This window comes from Vagococcus salmoninarum (assembly GCF_003987495.1).
Taxonomy (GTDB): domain Bacteria; phylum Bacillota; class Bacilli; order Lactobacillales; family Vagococcaceae; genus Vagococcus_D; species Vagococcus_D salmoninarum.
The window spans coordinates 19,581-34,590 of the sequence record NZ_NGJU01000010.1 but is presented as its reverse complement, the minus strand read 5'-3'; the positions used below and the strand labels follow the sequence as shown (position 1 = coordinate 34,590).

At 37.5% G+C, this 15,010-nt stretch carries 18 protein-coding genes; 4 read left to right on the top strand and 14 right to left on the bottom strand.

All coding sequences use genetic code 11. The features are described 5' to 3' along the window. Positions 1-62: 62 nt before the first annotated feature. The 3 genes from trmD to CBF35_RS07625 form a co-directional block, all read right to left on the bottom strand. Positions 63-818 carry a tRNA (guanosine(37)-N1)-methyltransferase TrmD gene (trmD, locus tag CBF35_RS07635; RefSeq protein ID WP_126779747.1) on the bottom strand — a complete coding sequence of 252 codons (756 nt, stop codon included), beginning with the start codon at positions 816-818 and terminating at the stop codon, positions 63-65. After that, the gene (rimM, locus tag CBF35_RS07630) at positions 808-1,332 is read right to left on the bottom strand and encodes a ribosome maturation factor RimM (protein WP_126779745.1); all 525 of its coding nucleotides are present in this window, start codon (positions 1,330-1,332) and stop codon (positions 808-810) included. The genes trmD and rimM overlap by 11 nt, the downstream gene beginning before the upstream one ends. A 76-nt stretch (positions 1,333-1,408) precedes the next feature. Next, on the bottom strand, positions 1,409-1,723 hold the full coding sequence (locus CBF35_RS07625; RefSeq protein ID WP_126779743.1) for a hypothetical protein: 315 nt from the start codon (positions 1,721-1,723) through the stop codon (positions 1,409-1,411). A gap of 174 nt (positions 1,724-1,897) precedes the next feature. Here CBF35_RS07625 and CBF35_RS07620 point away from each other — a divergent pair, with 174 nt between their 5' ends. From CBF35_RS07620 to CBF35_RS07605, 4 genes are all read left to right on the top strand, one after another. Beyond that, a complete protein-coding gene (locus tag CBF35_RS07620; RefSeq protein WP_244922579.1) occupies positions 1,898-2,854 on the top strand; it encodes an AAA family ATPase in 957 nt (318 codons plus the stop codon). Between the two features lie 3 nt (positions 2,855-2,857). Next, positions 2,858-3,901 carry a DUF58 domain-containing protein gene (locus CBF35_RS07615; RefSeq protein ID WP_126779740.1) on the top strand — a complete coding sequence of 348 codons (1,044 nt, stop codon included), beginning with the start codon at positions 2,858-2,860 and terminating at the stop codon, positions 3,899-3,901. A gap of 17 nt (positions 3,902-3,918) precedes the next feature. Next, on the top strand, positions 3,919-5,610 hold the full coding sequence (locus CBF35_RS07610) for a transglutaminase-like domain-containing protein (protein WP_126779738.1): 1,692 nt from the start codon (positions 3,919-3,921) through the stop codon (positions 5,608-5,610). A 178-nt stretch (positions 5,611-5,788) separates the two neighbouring features. Continuing rightward, positions 5,789-6,178, top strand: a complete 390-nt coding sequence (locus tag CBF35_RS07605) for a DUF4129 domain-containing protein (protein ID WP_148112180.1) — start codon at positions 5,789-5,791, stop codon at positions 6,176-6,178. 38 nt (positions 6,179-6,216) lie between these two features. On the opposite strand, the gene CBF35_RS07600 is transcribed toward CBF35_RS07605, so the two are convergent. The 11 genes from CBF35_RS07600 to CBF35_RS07545 all read right to left on the bottom strand — a co-directional run bounded on the left by CBF35_RS07600 (position 6,217) and on the right by CBF35_RS07545 (position 14,932). Beyond that, on the bottom strand, positions 6,217-7,296 hold the full coding sequence (locus tag CBF35_RS07600) for a peptidoglycan-binding protein (RefSeq protein ID WP_126779734.1): 1,080 nt from the start codon (positions 7,294-7,296) through the stop codon (positions 6,217-6,219). A 127-nt stretch (positions 7,297-7,423) separates the two neighbouring features. Further along, positions 7,424-7,669, bottom strand: coding sequence for a KH domain-containing protein (locus CBF35_RS07595; protein WP_126779732.1), 246 nt, complete (start codon positions 7,667-7,669; stop codon positions 7,424-7,426). 13 nt (positions 7,670-7,682) lie between these two features. Next, positions 7,683-7,958, bottom strand: a complete 276-nt coding sequence (gene rpsP, locus CBF35_RS07590; RefSeq protein WP_126779730.1) for a 30S ribosomal protein S16 — start codon at positions 7,956-7,958, stop codon at positions 7,683-7,685. Positions 7,959-8,175: 217 nt separating this feature from the next. Continuing rightward, on the bottom strand, positions 8,176-8,433 hold the full coding sequence (locus CBF35_RS07580) for a hypothetical protein (RefSeq protein WP_126779728.1): 258 nt from the start codon (positions 8,431-8,433) through the stop codon (positions 8,176-8,178). Positions 8,434-8,614: 181 nt separating this feature from the next. Further along, a complete protein-coding gene (gene ffh / locus CBF35_RS07575; RefSeq protein ID WP_126779726.1) occupies positions 8,615-10,039 on the bottom strand; it encodes a signal recognition particle protein in 1,425 nt (474 codons plus the stop codon). 11 nt (positions 10,040-10,050) lie between these two features. Further along, positions 10,051-10,389, bottom strand: a complete 339-nt coding sequence (locus CBF35_RS07570; RefSeq protein ID WP_126779724.1) for a putative DNA-binding protein — start codon at positions 10,387-10,389, stop codon at positions 10,051-10,053. Between the two features lie 57 nt (positions 10,390-10,446). Further along, a complete protein-coding gene (locus tag CBF35_RS07565) occupies positions 10,447-11,082 on the bottom strand; it encodes an NUDIX hydrolase (RefSeq protein ID WP_126779722.1) in 636 nt (211 codons plus the stop codon). 267 nt (positions 11,083-11,349) lie between these two features. Further along, positions 11,350-12,519 (bottom strand): pyridoxal phosphate-dependent aminotransferase, encoded by a 1,170-nt coding sequence (locus tag CBF35_RS07560; RefSeq protein ID WP_126779720.1) that lies wholly within the window; start codon positions 12,517-12,519, stop codon positions 11,350-11,352. 54 nt (positions 12,520-12,573) lie between these two features. After that, on the bottom strand, positions 12,574-14,055 hold the full coding sequence (locus tag CBF35_RS07555) for an AcpB/EbpR/MafR family transcriptional regulator (protein ID WP_126779718.1): 1,482 nt from the start codon (positions 14,053-14,055) through the stop codon (positions 12,574-12,576). Between the two features lie 204 nt (positions 14,056-14,259). Beyond that, complete coding sequence (gene copZ / locus CBF35_RS07550; protein ID WP_126779716.1) at positions 14,260-14,469, bottom strand: copper chaperone CopZ; 210 nt, start codon at positions 14,467-14,469, stop codon at positions 14,260-14,262. Between the two features lie 16 nt (positions 14,470-14,485). Further along, the gene (locus tag CBF35_RS07545; protein ID WP_126779714.1) at positions 14,486-14,932 is read right to left on the bottom strand and encodes a CopY/TcrY family copper transport repressor; all 447 of its coding nucleotides are present in this window, start codon (positions 14,930-14,932) and stop codon (positions 14,486-14,488) included. Between the last annotated feature and the right edge of the window lie 78 nt (positions 14,933-15,010).

Sequence of the window (15,010 nt, the reverse complement as noted above, 5' to 3'; positions counted from 1 at the left end):
GTGCTTTTGCACTCACTCAAATAGTTTAACACAGGCTTAACTACTTGTAAAGCTGAAATTCTTTACATCTCTGACTTATTAGTCTTTTCTTCAGCAATGACTTCAGCTAATAGTTTTTCCATCTCAGCTGTCATTGCAACTTTAGTTAACATCTCTGGTCGGCGTAAATACGTTCGGCGCAAAGACTCTTTTAGTTGCCACTCAGCAATTAATTTATGATTGCCATTTCGAATAACTTCAGGCACTTCCATTCCTAAGTATTCAGCTGGTCGGGTATATTGAGGATGTTCTAATAACCCTGTAGAATGAGAGTCACCTTTAGCTGATTCATCATTCCCTAGGACGTCTGGTAATAAACGGACCGTTGCATCAATCATCACCATTGCCCCAAGCTCACCGCCAGTTAACACATAGTCACCTAAAGAGACTTCATCAGTCACGAAACTTCGAATCCGTTCATCATAACCTTCATAGTGACCACAAATAAAAATTAAATGCTCTTCTTCAGCAAATTCTTCTGCCATTTTTTGATCAAACTTTTTACCAGCTGGGTCTAGCAGCACAATTCGTTTTTTAGTTTTAGGGCTAGCTTCTGCAATATTAGCTAAAGAGGCATAGATTGGTTGTGCTTTTAACAACATGCCAGCTCCACCACCGTATGGATAGTCATCAACTTGCTGATGCTTGTTATCTGAAAAATCTCTAAAGTCAGTCAAGTGGACATCGACGATTTCTTTCGCAATCGCCTTCCCTAAAATCGATTCTGTCAGAGGTCCAGTAAACATCTTCGGAAAAAGAGTTAAGACATCAATTCTCATCGTCTAATAACCCCTCTGGAATTTCTACGTGAACGGCTTTATTAGCTAAATCAATCTTCTTAACAACCGATTCAATGTAGGGAATTAAGGCATCTTTCTTGCCAGGTCTTTGGACAACCCAGACATCATTTGCGCCTGGCGACAAAATCTCTTTGATTTTTCCCATTTCAACGCCATTTTCATCAAAGACTACTAAACCAACGATTTCATGGTAATAAAACTCATTATCTGGTAATTCTGTTAAATGCTCACCAGTCACTTTTAAAATGCCGTCTCGGTATTTTTCAACGTCGTTAATATTTGGGTGATCTTCAAAAGCAACGATGTCAAAATTCTTATGTTTGCGATGAGAACGAATTGTTAAGGCTACAGGTTGTTTCTTATCTTGGAACAAGTGTAAGACTTGTCCTTTTTTATAGCGCTCTTCTGCAAAATCCGTTGTTGAAATGACGCGAACTTCACCTTTAATGCCTTGGGTATTTACTATTTTGCCAACATTATAATAATCTATCATGATTTAGCTCCTTTTTCTCAGGGAAATCCCTTAAATTCATTACATATTGTAACATTGCTAAGGGAAACTTACTAGATTAATCATTAGTTAACGATTCTTTCTCGACTAAATAGCACTGTTCATTTTTTAGAGTAACTTCGTAATTACTTATAATATGGATTATTTTTCGTTCGATTTTTGAAATCCCGAATTTTAAATCACTTTTCTTGCGGGCTCGTTGATTGATCCACCAATAGATGGGTCCGCCTAAATACCACATCATTTCTTCTTTTTGATTCAGTGTTTGTTGATTTAAATAACTCAAGCGGTCTAAGACCGGTCCTGAAAAAAGATAGTCCCTTTTCCGACGGCGCAAGACTTTGTATAACTCCTCGATTGTTGAAATTTCCATCTAAATAACTCCTTTTAATAAAGCTCATTTAAATTTATAGTAAATCTAGGCAACTGTCAAGAATATTTCCAGCCCTTCTTTCCTTAATATTCTGATAATTTAACCCTTATGGTTTGTAGTTCACTAACTTAACCTTTAAAATAGGAAGTATTATTAATTGATGGAGGCGTTGACTTGGAAAATATTAAACAGTTATCTAATAAAAATAAAATTGATTTATTAATTAATGAAATTGAAACCGTGATTATCGGCAAACGTGACACAATCAAACTAACCGTCGCAGCTTTTTTAGCTGACGGCCATATTCTCTTTGAAGATATTCCTGGTGTTGGTAAAACAATGCTGGTTAAAACTTTTGCTAAAGCGGTACAAGCTGCTTACACTCGCATTCAGTTTACTCCGGATTTATTACCTAGTGATATTTTAGGTGTCTCGATTTTTAACGATCAGCAACAACAGTTTGATTTTCATCCAGGGCCTATTTTTACTGATATTTTAATTGCCGATGAAATCAACCGGACAACCCCTCGTTCCCAAGCGGCTTTACTCGAAGCAATGTCTGAAAAACAGTTGACGATTGATGGTAAAACTTACCCTTTAAGTCCCAACTTTTTTGTTTTAGCAACCCAAAACCCCTTCGATTACGAAGGGACTTATCCTCTACCTGAAGCTCAGTTAGATCGCTTTTTACTTAATCTAAAAATCGGTTATCCTACATTTGAAGAGGAAAAAGAATTATTAACTAAAGAAAATCGCCAAGCACGCTTAGCTAAAGTCCACCCCTTATTAGAAAAAACGGAAATTAGAGCGTTGAAACGAGCTGTGACTGAAGTTTACGTCAGTCCGGTCTTAATCGACTATGCACTAACTCTCGTTCATAAAACTCGGACTCATCCTAAAATTAAGCTAGGCATTAGCCCACGAGGCTCAATGGCCTTTTTACAAGTTGCTAAAGCTTTAGCCGTTACAGAAGGCCGAGATTATTGTTTACCTGATGATTTCGTAAAATTAATTTTGCCAGTCTTTGGTCATCGCCTGATTTTAGCAAACAACTACAAACAGCAGCCCAATGCCATTGAAAAAATTCTAGCTGATGTCCAAGCTTCTGTCCCGATACCAGTGAGGGACTAGCTAATGAAAATAAAACAAAAAAAAGGCGCTCTGATCAATAATCTTCTCTGGCTCTTATTTTTGATTGCCTTGTTAAGTCTAGCTAGTATTTTTAATCAGTTAATTTTTTGGCTGACTTTTTATTTCTTTCTAGTACTGTTACTTTCTTCCACCCTGATTATTTTCCTACCTTTGAAACAACTTATCCCTAAATCTTCAAAAGAAATCATTTTTACGAAAGGCTCAAAGGAACCGTTAATACTTGAATTATCTTATAAATATCAAGCCTTATCTTCACTTGTTCAACTGACTGGAGACTTACTGATTGCTGGTGACACTTATCGAGTGACTTACGCTAATCACGCTTGCCAATGGGACTTAGCTTTTTTACCTCGGGGGACGTATCCAAACCCACTCATTCAGCTGACAGTGACTGATTATTTTGGTTTATTAAAGCATCAGCGCTTCATTCAATTAGATACTCACATTGTCGTCCTACCTAAAGAACAAGGCGTCTTGGCAGAAAAAATTTATCAGCGACTTTCAACAGCTTCCAAAAAATTATTAATAGCTGACCATATGGATAATTTTCAACTTAAAGCCTTCAAACCTTTCCGGGATGGCGAAGACTATCACGGCATTGATTGGAAACTCTCAGCCAAGAAACAAACTTACATTGTAAAAGAAGTTGAAAAAGAACTAAAAAACGCGATTAGTCTCGCTTTTTATGGTCTCGCTAACCCAAATTTCGAAACGACTTTAGGGGCTTTTTATGACTTTCAACAAACGTACCAAGAAGCCTTAGCTTGTTCGTCGGTGAAGTTAGTGACTGATAAAAACAAACTAATTTCTGACCCTACCTTACTTAATTTCGCTGAAGTCCGGCCAATCACTGACGAAGTTCAAGCTTTAACTAGCTTATTAGCCAGTCTCCCTGAGAAAAATCAACTAGTGATTTTCACAACAGACATGACGAACTATTTAGAAGAGCTCTTAGACAATACGGAGCAGAACATTTTTGTCATCTTAGTCCGTCCTCAGCAGAAAATCGATCTGTATTATTCCTAATAGAAAGGAGCACGTCAATGTTTAAAGACTTTATTCTGAAAGCAAGTCATAGTTTCTTAGCTAGTCTGATGCTCTTGACTATCGTGGGACCCTTTACTGAAGCAAACGGCTTAGACTCCCCTTGGCCCTATTATAGCTTTATTATCATTGTTGCTTTGACCTTAACTATTTTCCGGAAAAAGTGGCTAACGGTGCCCTTACTTTTATGTAGCTTTTTTATCACCGTGTATTACTATTTCCCTTTTAGTAACCAAGTGGCTAAAAATTGGTTTCAAAGTTTAGCTAACGAACTAAAAAATAACATTTCACAAGTGATTAATGGCAACGCTAGTTATTTTCCAGAACTATTAGCACTCCTGATTTTTTTGAGTATTAGCTTATTATTTTTACGACTTGCTATTAATTATCACCATTGGCTAACGGCTTTTTTCTTTTCTTTAGGCTACTTGTTAACTTTAGCCGCTGTCAATTATACTAATGTGACACCCCAGCTGATTACTTTAATTGGGGCTGCCTTATTTTTTGCTTACTTAGAACAAATGCAAGACTTGCCGCTTAAAAACTTTTTATTAAAAAGTAGCATTAGTCTAATATCCCTCATAGTGATTGCCACTTTGGCTTGGTGGATTCCAGTTAAACAGACTGCCCTCCATACTAAAGTCCTCAAAGAAACGAACCAGCTCCGCCGTGACCTCCAAGCAAAAGACTTTTACGGGATTTTACGACGAGGCCGGGGAGGTTCCATTGGCCAAACTGGTTTTGGTGAAGACGACTCAACCTTAGGTGGCCCAATAATTCCTGATGAGAGCTTAGTTTTCACTGCTAAACAAAGTGAAAGCCATTACTGGCGAGTCGACTCGAAAAACCTTTATTCCGGTTCTGGTTGGAGTAATACTAACTATTCTAGCCTCACTATGACGGAATCGCCTTTGATCTTAGGGGATACTTATACGAACTATTTAGAAGATTCCTTAAAGGTTGAAATTTCTCCGGAAAGAAGCATTCCTTATTTACCTCTGCCTTATGGTAAAGTGACTTGGGATGTTTTAAATTCCGAAACATCTCTAGGCTTTCCTGAAATCACCTATGTTCCTAGTACTCAGCGAGTCAATACAAAACTTTTTAATTACAATGCTTTTTCGACAGTTAATTATTCTTACCAACTACCTGATTACTCGATTGCCGATTTACAAGCTGCCTCAGCCTTTAAACAAGGCGAAGAAGCTGCTTATGCGCAATTACCTGAGAACTTACCTGAACGGGTGAGAGAGCTCGCTGAAGAGCTGACAAAAGACAGTCAATCCGATTATGAACGAGTTAAAAGGATTGAGACTTATTTGAAGCTACAAGGTGAGTTCACTTATTCACTAGAAAATGCTGAGTCTGTTCCTGACAATCGCGATTACGTTGATTTCTTTTTATTTGATTCCTTAATTGGTTACTGCGAACATTTCGCCTCGGCTATGGTTGTGCTCTTACGAACGATTGATATTCCAACTCGTTGGGCCAAGGGCTTTGCGCCAGGAACTTTAGTTCAGGAAGACAGCAATGGCTTAAAAACCTATGAAATCCGCAATAAAGATGCTCACGTCTGGCCAGAAGTCTTTTTTGAAGGGATTGGCTGGGTCCCTTTTGAACCGACTAAATCTTTTAATAACCCCGAACAAACGAACTTATTAGCAGCTCATAATCTTTGCCACAACGAATGATAACGACACACTAGAAGGGACACCTGCTAATCCAACTAACTCGACTGAAGAAAGTGACTCTAACAGAAATGAGTCAGAAGCCGGTGCCACTGACACCCCACAGACTCCTGATAATAAAGAGTTTGATTTAAAACAATTTTTCGCTACTTATCAGTGGCAATTACTAACTGTTTCAAGTGTGATCCTTTTATTCTTCTTAGTCATGTCAGAATTAGTCCGCTGGTATTGGTTATTATTACGAAACAAGTGGTTTCCACCGAAAGAGTTCCAACACGCTTACTACCGATTGTTAAAGCAATTGGAACGACTGATTCCCCGGGAAAGGAATCAAACTTTAGCTGACTATGTTAAGCTGCTAAGTTTGAAAAATCCAGACTGGGAAAAACCATTACAACGTTTAACGACTACCTACGAACAGGCTTATTATAGTCAAGTCTCTTCACAACCTTTTTCACCACAGTCAAAAAACGACTTTTTAGCTAGTATCCGCCTTGGTATCAAGGAACAGCACCAACAGTATTATCAAAAATTACCTTTCCACCAAAATAAAGCTAAAAAAGACCGCTAATTATCCGTTAGCGGTCTTTGCTTTTTTTATTGTCTTTGTTACTTAGCCGCTTCTACAATCCCTTTAACGTAACCTGTTGTGTCACTGAAAGTAGCTCCCGTTACGACGTCGGTCATTTCTTCATTGGCTTTTAAATCCTCTTCGATTTCTTTGACAGTTTTACCTGTAGCGTATTCTAGAATTGCCGTCATCGACTCTGCATATTCTTGGGTGGCTTTCCCCATTTCCGTCATCATCTTACTATAAGCTGGATTATTCGTCATTTTAGAGACTAAGACAGTCCCTTTGGCGAAATTCTCACCGAAGCCACCATCGGCATTCGGAACCCCTAGAACGTCCCCTGCTTCAAGAAATTGAAACTCATCAGTGTAAACAGCAGCGATTTTATCGCCAGCCTTAGCGATGCTAGTCACTGAGAATGATTTGTCGCCATGTGGTGCGCCGTAAACTTGGCTTAAAGTTAATTCTGTGTCGTCATTTTTAAGGCCAGCTAAACCATACCCGTTTTTAGCAGTATCAATAACTGCTTGCAGATAGCCGTTAGCATCAGCAAAAGTCGCTCCCGTAATGACATCAGTCACAGGATCCGTTTCAACTAGTTTTTCTAACTCAGAAATAGTTTTGCCTTTAACGTGGTTCATAATAGCTGACATTGATTCTGAATACTTTTTAGTCGCCTGGCCTTTTTCTTTCATCATCTCACTGTAAGCTTGATCATTCACTAATTTTGAACTTAAAACTAAGCCTTCAGGATAATTTTCACCGAAACCACCATCTGAATTCGGTACGCCTTCAAACTCAGCTTTATTTAAATACTGGAATTCATCCATTTCAGCTAGTAAGATTTTGTCACCATCCATCACAACTGTTGTGACAGCAAAAGATTTATCCCCATGTGGCGCTGTATACAACTGACGAATTGCTAATGTCCCCGCTGGAACTGATAAAGTTGTTGCTTCAGAAGCACCACTAGTTCCATCAGTCGTCGAGTCTGCTGCCCTTTCTTCAGTCTTAATTTCTGACGTTGACCCCTCTGCCTCTTTTTTCTCATCTGCCTGACAACCGGTTACTAATAAAAGCGCTCCCATTATTACTAACCCTAATCTTACTTTTTTCATATGATTACCCCTATCTATTTGTGATACTTTGATTATAACAGATTGCTCAGTTTTTCACATTGCTTTCCAATGTTAATTAGACAATCAAAAAACGCCTCAATTCTTTTCAGAACTGAGACGAACGTTATTATTTTCCATCCAATATGTTTAGGCGGACCTTTTTCTGGCCCTCTAAACGCACACTGTAAACGATCGTTCGAATAGCTTTCGCTACTCGCCCTTGTTTGCCGATGATACGCCCAATATCTTCTGGGTGAACAGTTAAGTTATACTCTTGAAAATCAGCTGATTCACTAATTTCTAACTTAATCTCTTCTGGTTGACTGACTAACGGACGCACAATGGTTAAAACCAATTCTTTCACATCTGTCATTTTTCAGCCCACCTTATTTTTTAACGTATTTTGCTTCGTGGTGTTTTTTCATAACGCCTTCAACAGAAAGAATGTTACGGACTGTATCTGAAGGTTGTGCACCTTTTGATAACCAATCTAAAACTAATTCTTCTTTTAAGACTACTTCTGCAGGGTCTTTCAACGGGTTGTAAGTTCCTACAGTTTCGATGAAACGTCCATCACGAGGAGAACGCGAATCTGCTACTACGATACGGTAAAAAGGGCTTTGTTTTGAACCCATACGTTTTAAACGAATTTTAACTGACATTTATAATTCCACCTCCATTAACTTGATTACAAATAGTAGTTTAACAGTTTTTCACAACGATGTAAAGTGTTTTTTCTTTACATGGCAAAAAAAGTTTTATTTCTGCTCTTTTTCTTCATTTAGGAAAATAAAAAGCCATCACTTTAGGTACAAAGGATAGCTCAAAATTAGTTATTTGACGTTTTATAATAAATGTTAAAATAGCTACGAAGATAAATTATTTTGCAGGTTTAACTAAAGATTTCATAATAATATTTAAAATAGCCGGTGCACCAGCACCACCAACGATTGTTGTTAAGAGACTTGCTAAATCAAGTTGGCCACTGCCTAGAAAACTCGCAATTAAACCGCCTATCGCCCCAGTTGCTGCATTTGTTGTCATGCTAGTTGGTAAGTTTTTAATAGCTTTACTACCGCCTCCACCAATTGCGCCACCAATGACTGTTGATAATAAATTCCAAACAATTCCACTCATCTTTTCCATCTCCTTTTTATAACTAATTTGTTATATTATAGCATTTAGATTCATAATAGCCTTTTATAATGCTCATATTTTATAACGTTAACTAAAAAAGGCACCTTAAAAACAACTTGTTTTTTAGTTATTTAATCACAAAAAAACAGGTCACTCAACTGAGGCAACCTGTTTCTGACTTTTATTTTTTACGAGCTTTCTTTTTACGGGCTTTTTTATTTTTTCTAACCATCTGATTCATGGCCATTTTACCCATTTTGCCTTTGATCCCTGAACCGAGCATTTGCTCCATCCCAGCAGGCATTTGACCTTTCGTCATTTGTTGCATCATTTTTCGTGATTCGTTGAATTGTTTAATCATCCGGTTAACTTCGATAACATTATTACCTGAACCAGCTGCAATCCGACGACGACGACTCGGTGTTAGTAATTCTGGTTTTTCACGTTCGGCTGGGGTCATTGAATAAACCATAGCTTTCTTGCGCTCTACGTCCTTTGGATCAACTTTAACTTGATCTAAACCAGGCATGTTGCTCATCCCAGGAATCATTTTCAGTAGATCTTCGATTGGTCCCATCCCCATCACTTGATCCAATTGCTCGATAAAGTCATTAAAATCGAAAGTATTTTCTTTCATTTTAGTGGCAAGTTCTTCGGCTTTCTTTTCATCATAGTCAACTTGAGCTTTTTCAATCAAAGTTAACATGTCACCCATGCCTAAAATTCGACTAGACATCCGGTCAGGATGGAAGACTTCTAAATCAGTTAATTTTTCACCGGTACCTACGAACTTAATTGGTTTACCTGTGACAGCACGAATTGAAAGAGCAGCACCACCACGAGTGTCACCATCTAATTTAGTAACAACAACACCAGTAATTTCTAATTGGGCATTGAAGCTTTCAGCCACGTTGACAGCGTCTTGACCAGTCATCGCATCGACAACTAACAAGATTTCATCTGGATTGGCTAATTCTTTAATTTGTTTAAGTTCTTCCATTAAGACTTCGTCAATGTGTAGACGACCTGCCGTATCAATAAAGACGTAGTCATTTTTATTCGCCTGAGCTTGGGCTAAACCTTGACGGACAATCTCAACAGGACTAACCTCAGTCCCTAATTCAAAGACTGGCACATCAATTTGTTGGCCTAAAACTTTTAACTGGTCAATCGCCGCTGGACGATAAACATCGGCTGCGATCATTAACGGTCGGGCGTTTTCAGTTTTCTTAAGTTGATTTGCCATTTTTCCTACGAACGTTGTTTTACCTGCCCCTTGTAAACCAGACATCATAATAATCGTTGGAATTTTTGGTGATTTATTCAAAGGAACAGCAGCTGTTCCTAAAGTTTCTGTCAATTCTTCATCGACGATTTTAACGATTTGTTGGGCTGGGCTTAAACTTTCTAAAACTTCCACACCAACTGCTCGATCACTGACTCGTTTAGTAAAATCCTTAACAACTTTAAAGTTAACATCGGCCTCAAGTAAGGCTAAACGGATTTCCCGCATCATTTCCTTAACATCTGCCTCTGACACTTTCCCCTTACGACGAAGTTTACTCATTGCATTTTGCAGACGATCAGTTAAATTCTCAAATGCCATTATACTATCTCCTATTCCTCAATCTCTTGAATTGCTCTTATCATTTTTTGTAATTCTAAATCTTCTGGGTATTTATCTTTAACATGAACGTTAATTTTATTTAATAAATCTTCTCTCATAATAAAATTTGAATATAAATGTAAGTTCCGTTCATAGTTTTCAAGAATCTTTTCTGTTCGTTTAATATTATCATAAACTGCTTGACGACTCACGCCATATTCATCGGCAATCTCTGTTAAAGAAAAGTCATCTGCATAATAAAATTCCACATAATTCATTTGCTTCTCAGTTAATAAAGTAGAATAAAACTCAAATAACGCATTCATTCGATTCGTTTTTTCTATAGCCATCTCTGTCGCTCCTAACTTTTACTAACACTAATAGGTTACCTATTCTCTTATAAATAGTCAATCAGAATTGCAGTTAAACTGCTTTTTTTTTAGTTTTTCGAATAAAAATTGGTAATAAGCCATTGATTGAGCACAAATATCCTTTTTTCTAAAGGTTTTTACTTCATTAATATGTTGACTACCTTCTTGACTAATTCCCATTAGTTCACATGACGTGATTTCCTCTGTCAACAAAGCCATTAAGGTTTTTAATGGAAACAGATAGAGGCCTTGAACTTCTTCTATTTGGAGATAAAAATCAGCGAAACTTAAATTCGAACCATCATATAGAAAGATATTCGTAAACTCCCGGTCTTTCAACTCTTGAAAATCATAAGACATTGGAAAGACTCCGAGACTTTCTAATGCCTTGAAAGTCAGTTCTAAGCCTAATTCTTCTTCCACTTCCCGGAGGCCATCAGAGACGCCTTCAGTTGCTAATAGATGGCCAGCTGCACTAATGTCTAGTTGATTAGGAAAATCTTTTTTCTGGCAAGCCCGTTGTTGAAAATACAACGACAACTCCCCTTCAACGTAAGTATAAATCCAACAATGAAACGTTTCATGCCATAAGCCTTTTTCATGAATCTCAGCTCGTGTTGCTTGACCAAGTTTTTGATAATCTTGATTAAAATAATTAAGTATCTCACTCATAAAAACACTCCTAAAGTTATCCCGACTTACTTGCTCAGCCTTTGAGTCGAATCGTTCCCTAAGTCTTATATTATAGCATACTTTTTGACTAATTCACTGACTTGATAAATAGTTGTAGTAAATAAAAGCAGTCTGTGCTATACTGCTAACATGCGATGAGTCGTCAGAACTCGTAATATGAGTTCCACTCTACCTGGATTACTTTGTGGAAAGTATGGTAGAGGAAAAAAGAGCCAGTTTGAGAATTTTCTCAAGCTGGCTCTTTTGCTATTTGTTTTTTAAAAAACGAGTCAGGCGGTTCATCGCCTCTTCTAAGGTTGCAAGACTAGCAGCATAGCTAATTCTAACATAACCTTCCCCACCAGGCCCAAAGGCACTTCCTGGGACAATCGCTAGCTTCTCAGTGACGGCTAGGTCTTCACAAAAAGCTAAAGAATTTTGTTCGAAATTAGCGGGAATCTTCGCAAAGACATAAAAAGCCCCTGACGGTCGTGCGACTTCCATCTCAAGCTTGGCTAATACTCCACAAACAAAATCTCGCCGCTCTTGATAAGCATCTTTCATGATTTGTCCATCATTTTTCCCTTCTGTTAAGGCATTAATTGCTGCATATTGAGAAATTGATGTACTAGCTGTCACGATAAATTGATGGCTTTTACTAATTTCTCTCGCAATGCTTGCCGGGGTTAAAATAAAACCAACTCGCCAACCGGTCATGGCATGGGATTTCGATAAACCACTAACTAAAATTGTTCGTTCTGGAATAAATTCGCTAATCGAGACGTGTTGGCCTTCATAAGTCAGCTCACTATATATTTCATCAGAAATCACAAAAATATTAAATTCTTTTAAACAGTCAGCAATTGCTTGGACTTCTTGACGATTATACGTGACTCCCGTGGGGTTGCTCGGGTAGTTTAAAATGATTGCTTTAACGGCTTGACCGTGAGTCGACATTGCTTGACGAATCATCTCTGGACTTAACACAAAGCCATTGCTAGATGTATCGATATGAACTGCTTCAGCACCTGCTAGTGTCACGACTGGCTCGTAACCTGGAAAGGTCGGTGTTGGGATTAAAACTTTATCACCAGGATTTAAGATCGCTAGTAAACTAGCTGAATAAGCTTCCGTTGCTCCAACAGTTACAATGATTTCATCTTCAGCTCGATAAGACACGTTGTACTTTTCTTGAAAAAAAGCACTAACGGCTTGCCGTAACTTAAGTTCTCCCGCATTAGGCGTGTAACGGGAATAATTATTTTGAATCGCTTGGATCCCCGCTGCTTTAACATGTTCCGGTGTATTAAAATCCGGTTCACCTAAAGTTAACTTAATAATTCCCTCGATGCTCGAACATTTTTCGTCAAAGTCTCTAATTGGCGACGGTGTGATACGACTTAATTGTCGATTGAAACTTCCTGTAAATTCTTCCATGACTACCACTCCTCTTTTATTATTTATTTTATCACATAAAACTCACATTTACTTTTAATAATTTTTTAGACGGGCTTTTTCTAGGCGCGTCACAAGTTCATCAATTTTTTGAATATCATTCGTTGTCAAATCATTATCTAAATAATAAATTGTTTTGGCTTTTTGAAAGCTTGATAATGTATAATCCGTTAAAATCAAATCAACTTCGTTCCACAAGTCTTGTTCATGAACAAGTTGGGAATCAATCGTTCTGATTCGTTCACTAAAAAAATTATCAATTAAACGATGTTTGTAATATTTTTCTTTTAAGTGACCTTCTTGAGAAACAATTGTCACGGAAAGAGGTTCTATATTCGGCATAAAAGCATATGTTTGAAATAAAAAATAGAGTTTTTGTTGAATTAAAGCCCGATTAGTGTCATAACTACCATAATACGGCAATGATTTCATTTTTTCTTCCACTTGAAGGATTTTACTCATAAATATTTCTGTTTGACGACTTCTCTCTAAGCGTAGTGGTTGACTTTGGGCACCGTCAAAATTAATGACTTGAAAATCGTTTAACATTTCAAGTGAGGTGAAAATATCTAAGTATTGAACAAATTTAGTGAGATCCTTTTCTCTTGGGTGAAAAATTTGATAGACTTGAAACGCTAAGTGATACATCAGGTGATCACTTAATGTGGAGTGAACAACGCGACGATGCATGGCTGCCTCAGTTTCATAAGTCACTGGAAATAATTCAATTGAACTAATAAGCATGGCTTTTTCTTCTTCTGTAAAGTGGCCACCAATATGAGCTTCAAGTTCTTTTAAAGGCTGTTGAAAGTTATGATTATTTAATAAAAGTAAGTAGCGCTCGTTCTTTATGATTTCTTCTGTATAGGCACTCTTAGAAACAACTAGATGAATAGCGGTCATTAAGCTGAAAAAATACTCCACAATAGGACTTACCCGCACTTCTAACTCAGCACAGACTGCCTTAACAAATTTGAGTAATACGTGATATTCAAAGTCTTTAAAGGGCCAATGATCATCAATAATCGCTTTTTCTTTAAAAATTTGAAAATATAAATAGCGAATGCGCCAGCTATCGCCTTTTAACATTAAGCCTGATTCGTCATTGACTAAAGTGATACCAATTCGTCCTAAAAAGAACTCTAAATTTTTAACTTTACGGTAAATGACTGAGGGGCTATGAAATTTAGCTTCTGACCATTCTTCGACTTTATTGAACTTGCCAAAAAGTAAATCAGTTAAAAATTGCACGACAAAAGTTTCGTTACTAATAAGGGAGCGGACTTGGCGTTTGTTTAAATACCCTGATTTAGCTAAAAATAAGCCTTCATTAGTGAATTCTATTTGACTAAATTCCTTAATTAATATATTAGTATCGATGATTGTCCGGTCTAGGGTTGGGCGAGAACAATGAATTTCTTCCGCAACTTCAAATTTTGATAAGGGGCTGTTAGCATCTAATAAGATATTTAATAAATCAAATATCCGTTGATAAGGCTTAGTTAACTTGTATCTCATTTTTATTTGACCTCCTTTAAACTCTTACCGTCTGCATGACAGAGTGCCTTATATCCTTTTAGCTTGAAACGTCAGTAATAATGATAATACATAACACGCAAAAAAGCGATAAAGAAAACAACTTTAGCGCTTTTAATTACTATTAACTGAAATAATTAAGAAGATTCAGGAAGCCAACCTCACCCGTTAACGGAAACAGCCAGTCTAAGCTTCCACAGCTTCATAACCAACGTCTTTAATTTTAGCAATAATCTCCGAATCAGAGATAACCGAATCATCGTACTTAACGATTGCCCGGCCTTTCTTTAAGTTGACTTTAACTTTTGCGACACCACTGAGACTAGCGACGCCTTTTTCAACGTGATTGACACAGTTTTGACACGACATTCCGGTAACATTAAATTCCTTTTTCATAATAACACTCTCATTTCTATTTTTTATGTTCGGCGCACTGACATTGACCTGGTATGCAATTGCACGGAATCGAACTAACTGCCTCCCCCATCTTAGCTTGAGCAGTCTGAATAATTAAGTCTAAATCAGCCTTTGTTAATTCTGCTTCCATTATTAAATCCGCAATTGTTTGGCCAACTTTTTGCGCACAAATATGTGTAAATAAGGTTTCTGTAGCACTGCGAACAGTTCTAGCTTCCGAGACTAGCGGGCGATAAATAAATTTGTTCCCTGAGCTCTCCGTACTTAACATATTTTTTTTAACTAAGCGACCAATCAACGTTTTAATCGTTGCTGGTTTCCAACTCATTTTCTTTTCTAACACTTTGATAATTTCAGGGCTAGTTGAATAACCTTTCGTCCAAATGACTCGCATGACTTCCCACTCTGCATCACTGATTTTTACATCCTGTTCCTTCGTCATTAGATCCCTCCTGTCTGTCCTACTTGAATTCAACTTAAGTTTACACCTTGCGATTACAACTGTCAACGTTAAAGACTT

Excerpts from the sequence above, each read along its gene's own strand:
- CBF35_RS07565 (WP_126779722.1), bottom strand. The coding sequence starts at position 11,082 with ATGAGTGAGATACTTAATTATTTTAATCAAGATTATCAAAAACTTGGT.
- CBF35_RS07560 (WP_126779720.1), bottom strand. The coding sequence starts at position 12,519 with ATGGAAGAATTTACAGGAAGTTTCAATCGACAATTAAGTCGTATCACA.
- CBF35_RS07545 (WP_126779714.1), bottom strand. The coding sequence starts at position 14,932 with ATGACGAAGGAACAGGATGTAAAAATCAGTGATGCAGAGTGGGAAGTC.
- rpsP (WP_126779730.1), bottom strand. The coding sequence starts at position 7,958 with ATGTCAGTTAAAATTCGTTTAAAACGTATGGGTTCAAAACAAAGCCCT.
- CBF35_RS07600 (WP_126779734.1), bottom strand. The coding sequence starts at position 7,296 with ATGAAAAAAGTAAGATTAGGGTTAGTAATAATGGGAGCGCTTTTATTA.
- ffh (WP_126779726.1), bottom strand. The coding sequence starts at position 10,039 with ATGGCATTTGAGAATTTAACTGATCGTCTGCAAAATGCAATGAGTAAA.
- CBF35_RS07580 (WP_126779728.1), bottom strand. The coding sequence starts at position 8,433 with ATGAGTGGAATTGTTTGGAATTTATTATCAACAGTCATTGGTGGCGCA.
- CBF35_RS07570 (WP_126779724.1), bottom strand. The coding sequence starts at position 10,389 with ATGGCTATAGAAAAAACGAATCGAATGAATGCGTTATTTGAGTTTTAT.
- trmD (WP_126779747.1), bottom strand. The coding sequence starts at position 818 with ATGAGAATTGATGTCTTAACTCTTTTTCCGAAGATGTTTACTGGACCT.
- CBF35_RS07555 (WP_126779718.1), bottom strand. The coding sequence starts at position 14,055 with ATGAGATACAAGTTAACTAAGCCTTATCAACGGATATTTGATTTATTA.
- CBF35_RS07615 (WP_126779740.1), top strand. The coding sequence starts at position 2,858 with ATGAAAATAAAACAAAAAAAAGGCGCTCTGATCAATAATCTTCTCTGG.
- CBF35_RS07625 (WP_126779743.1), bottom strand. The coding sequence starts at position 1,723 with ATGGAAATTTCAACAATCGAGGAGTTATACAAAGTCTTGCGCCGTCGG.
- CBF35_RS07595 (WP_126779732.1), bottom strand. The coding sequence starts at position 7,669 with ATGACAGATGTGAAAGAATTGGTTTTAACCATTGTGCGTCCGTTAGTC.
- CBF35_RS07610 (WP_126779738.1), top strand. The coding sequence starts at position 3,919 with ATGTTTAAAGACTTTATTCTGAAAGCAAGTCATAGTTTCTTAGCTAGT.
- rimM (WP_126779745.1), bottom strand. The coding sequence starts at position 1,332 with ATGATAGATTATTATAATGTTGGCAAAATAGTAAATACCCAAGGCATT.
- copZ (WP_126779716.1), bottom strand. The coding sequence starts at position 14,469 with ATGAAAAAGGAATTTAATGTTACCGGAATGTCGTGTCAAAACTGTGTC.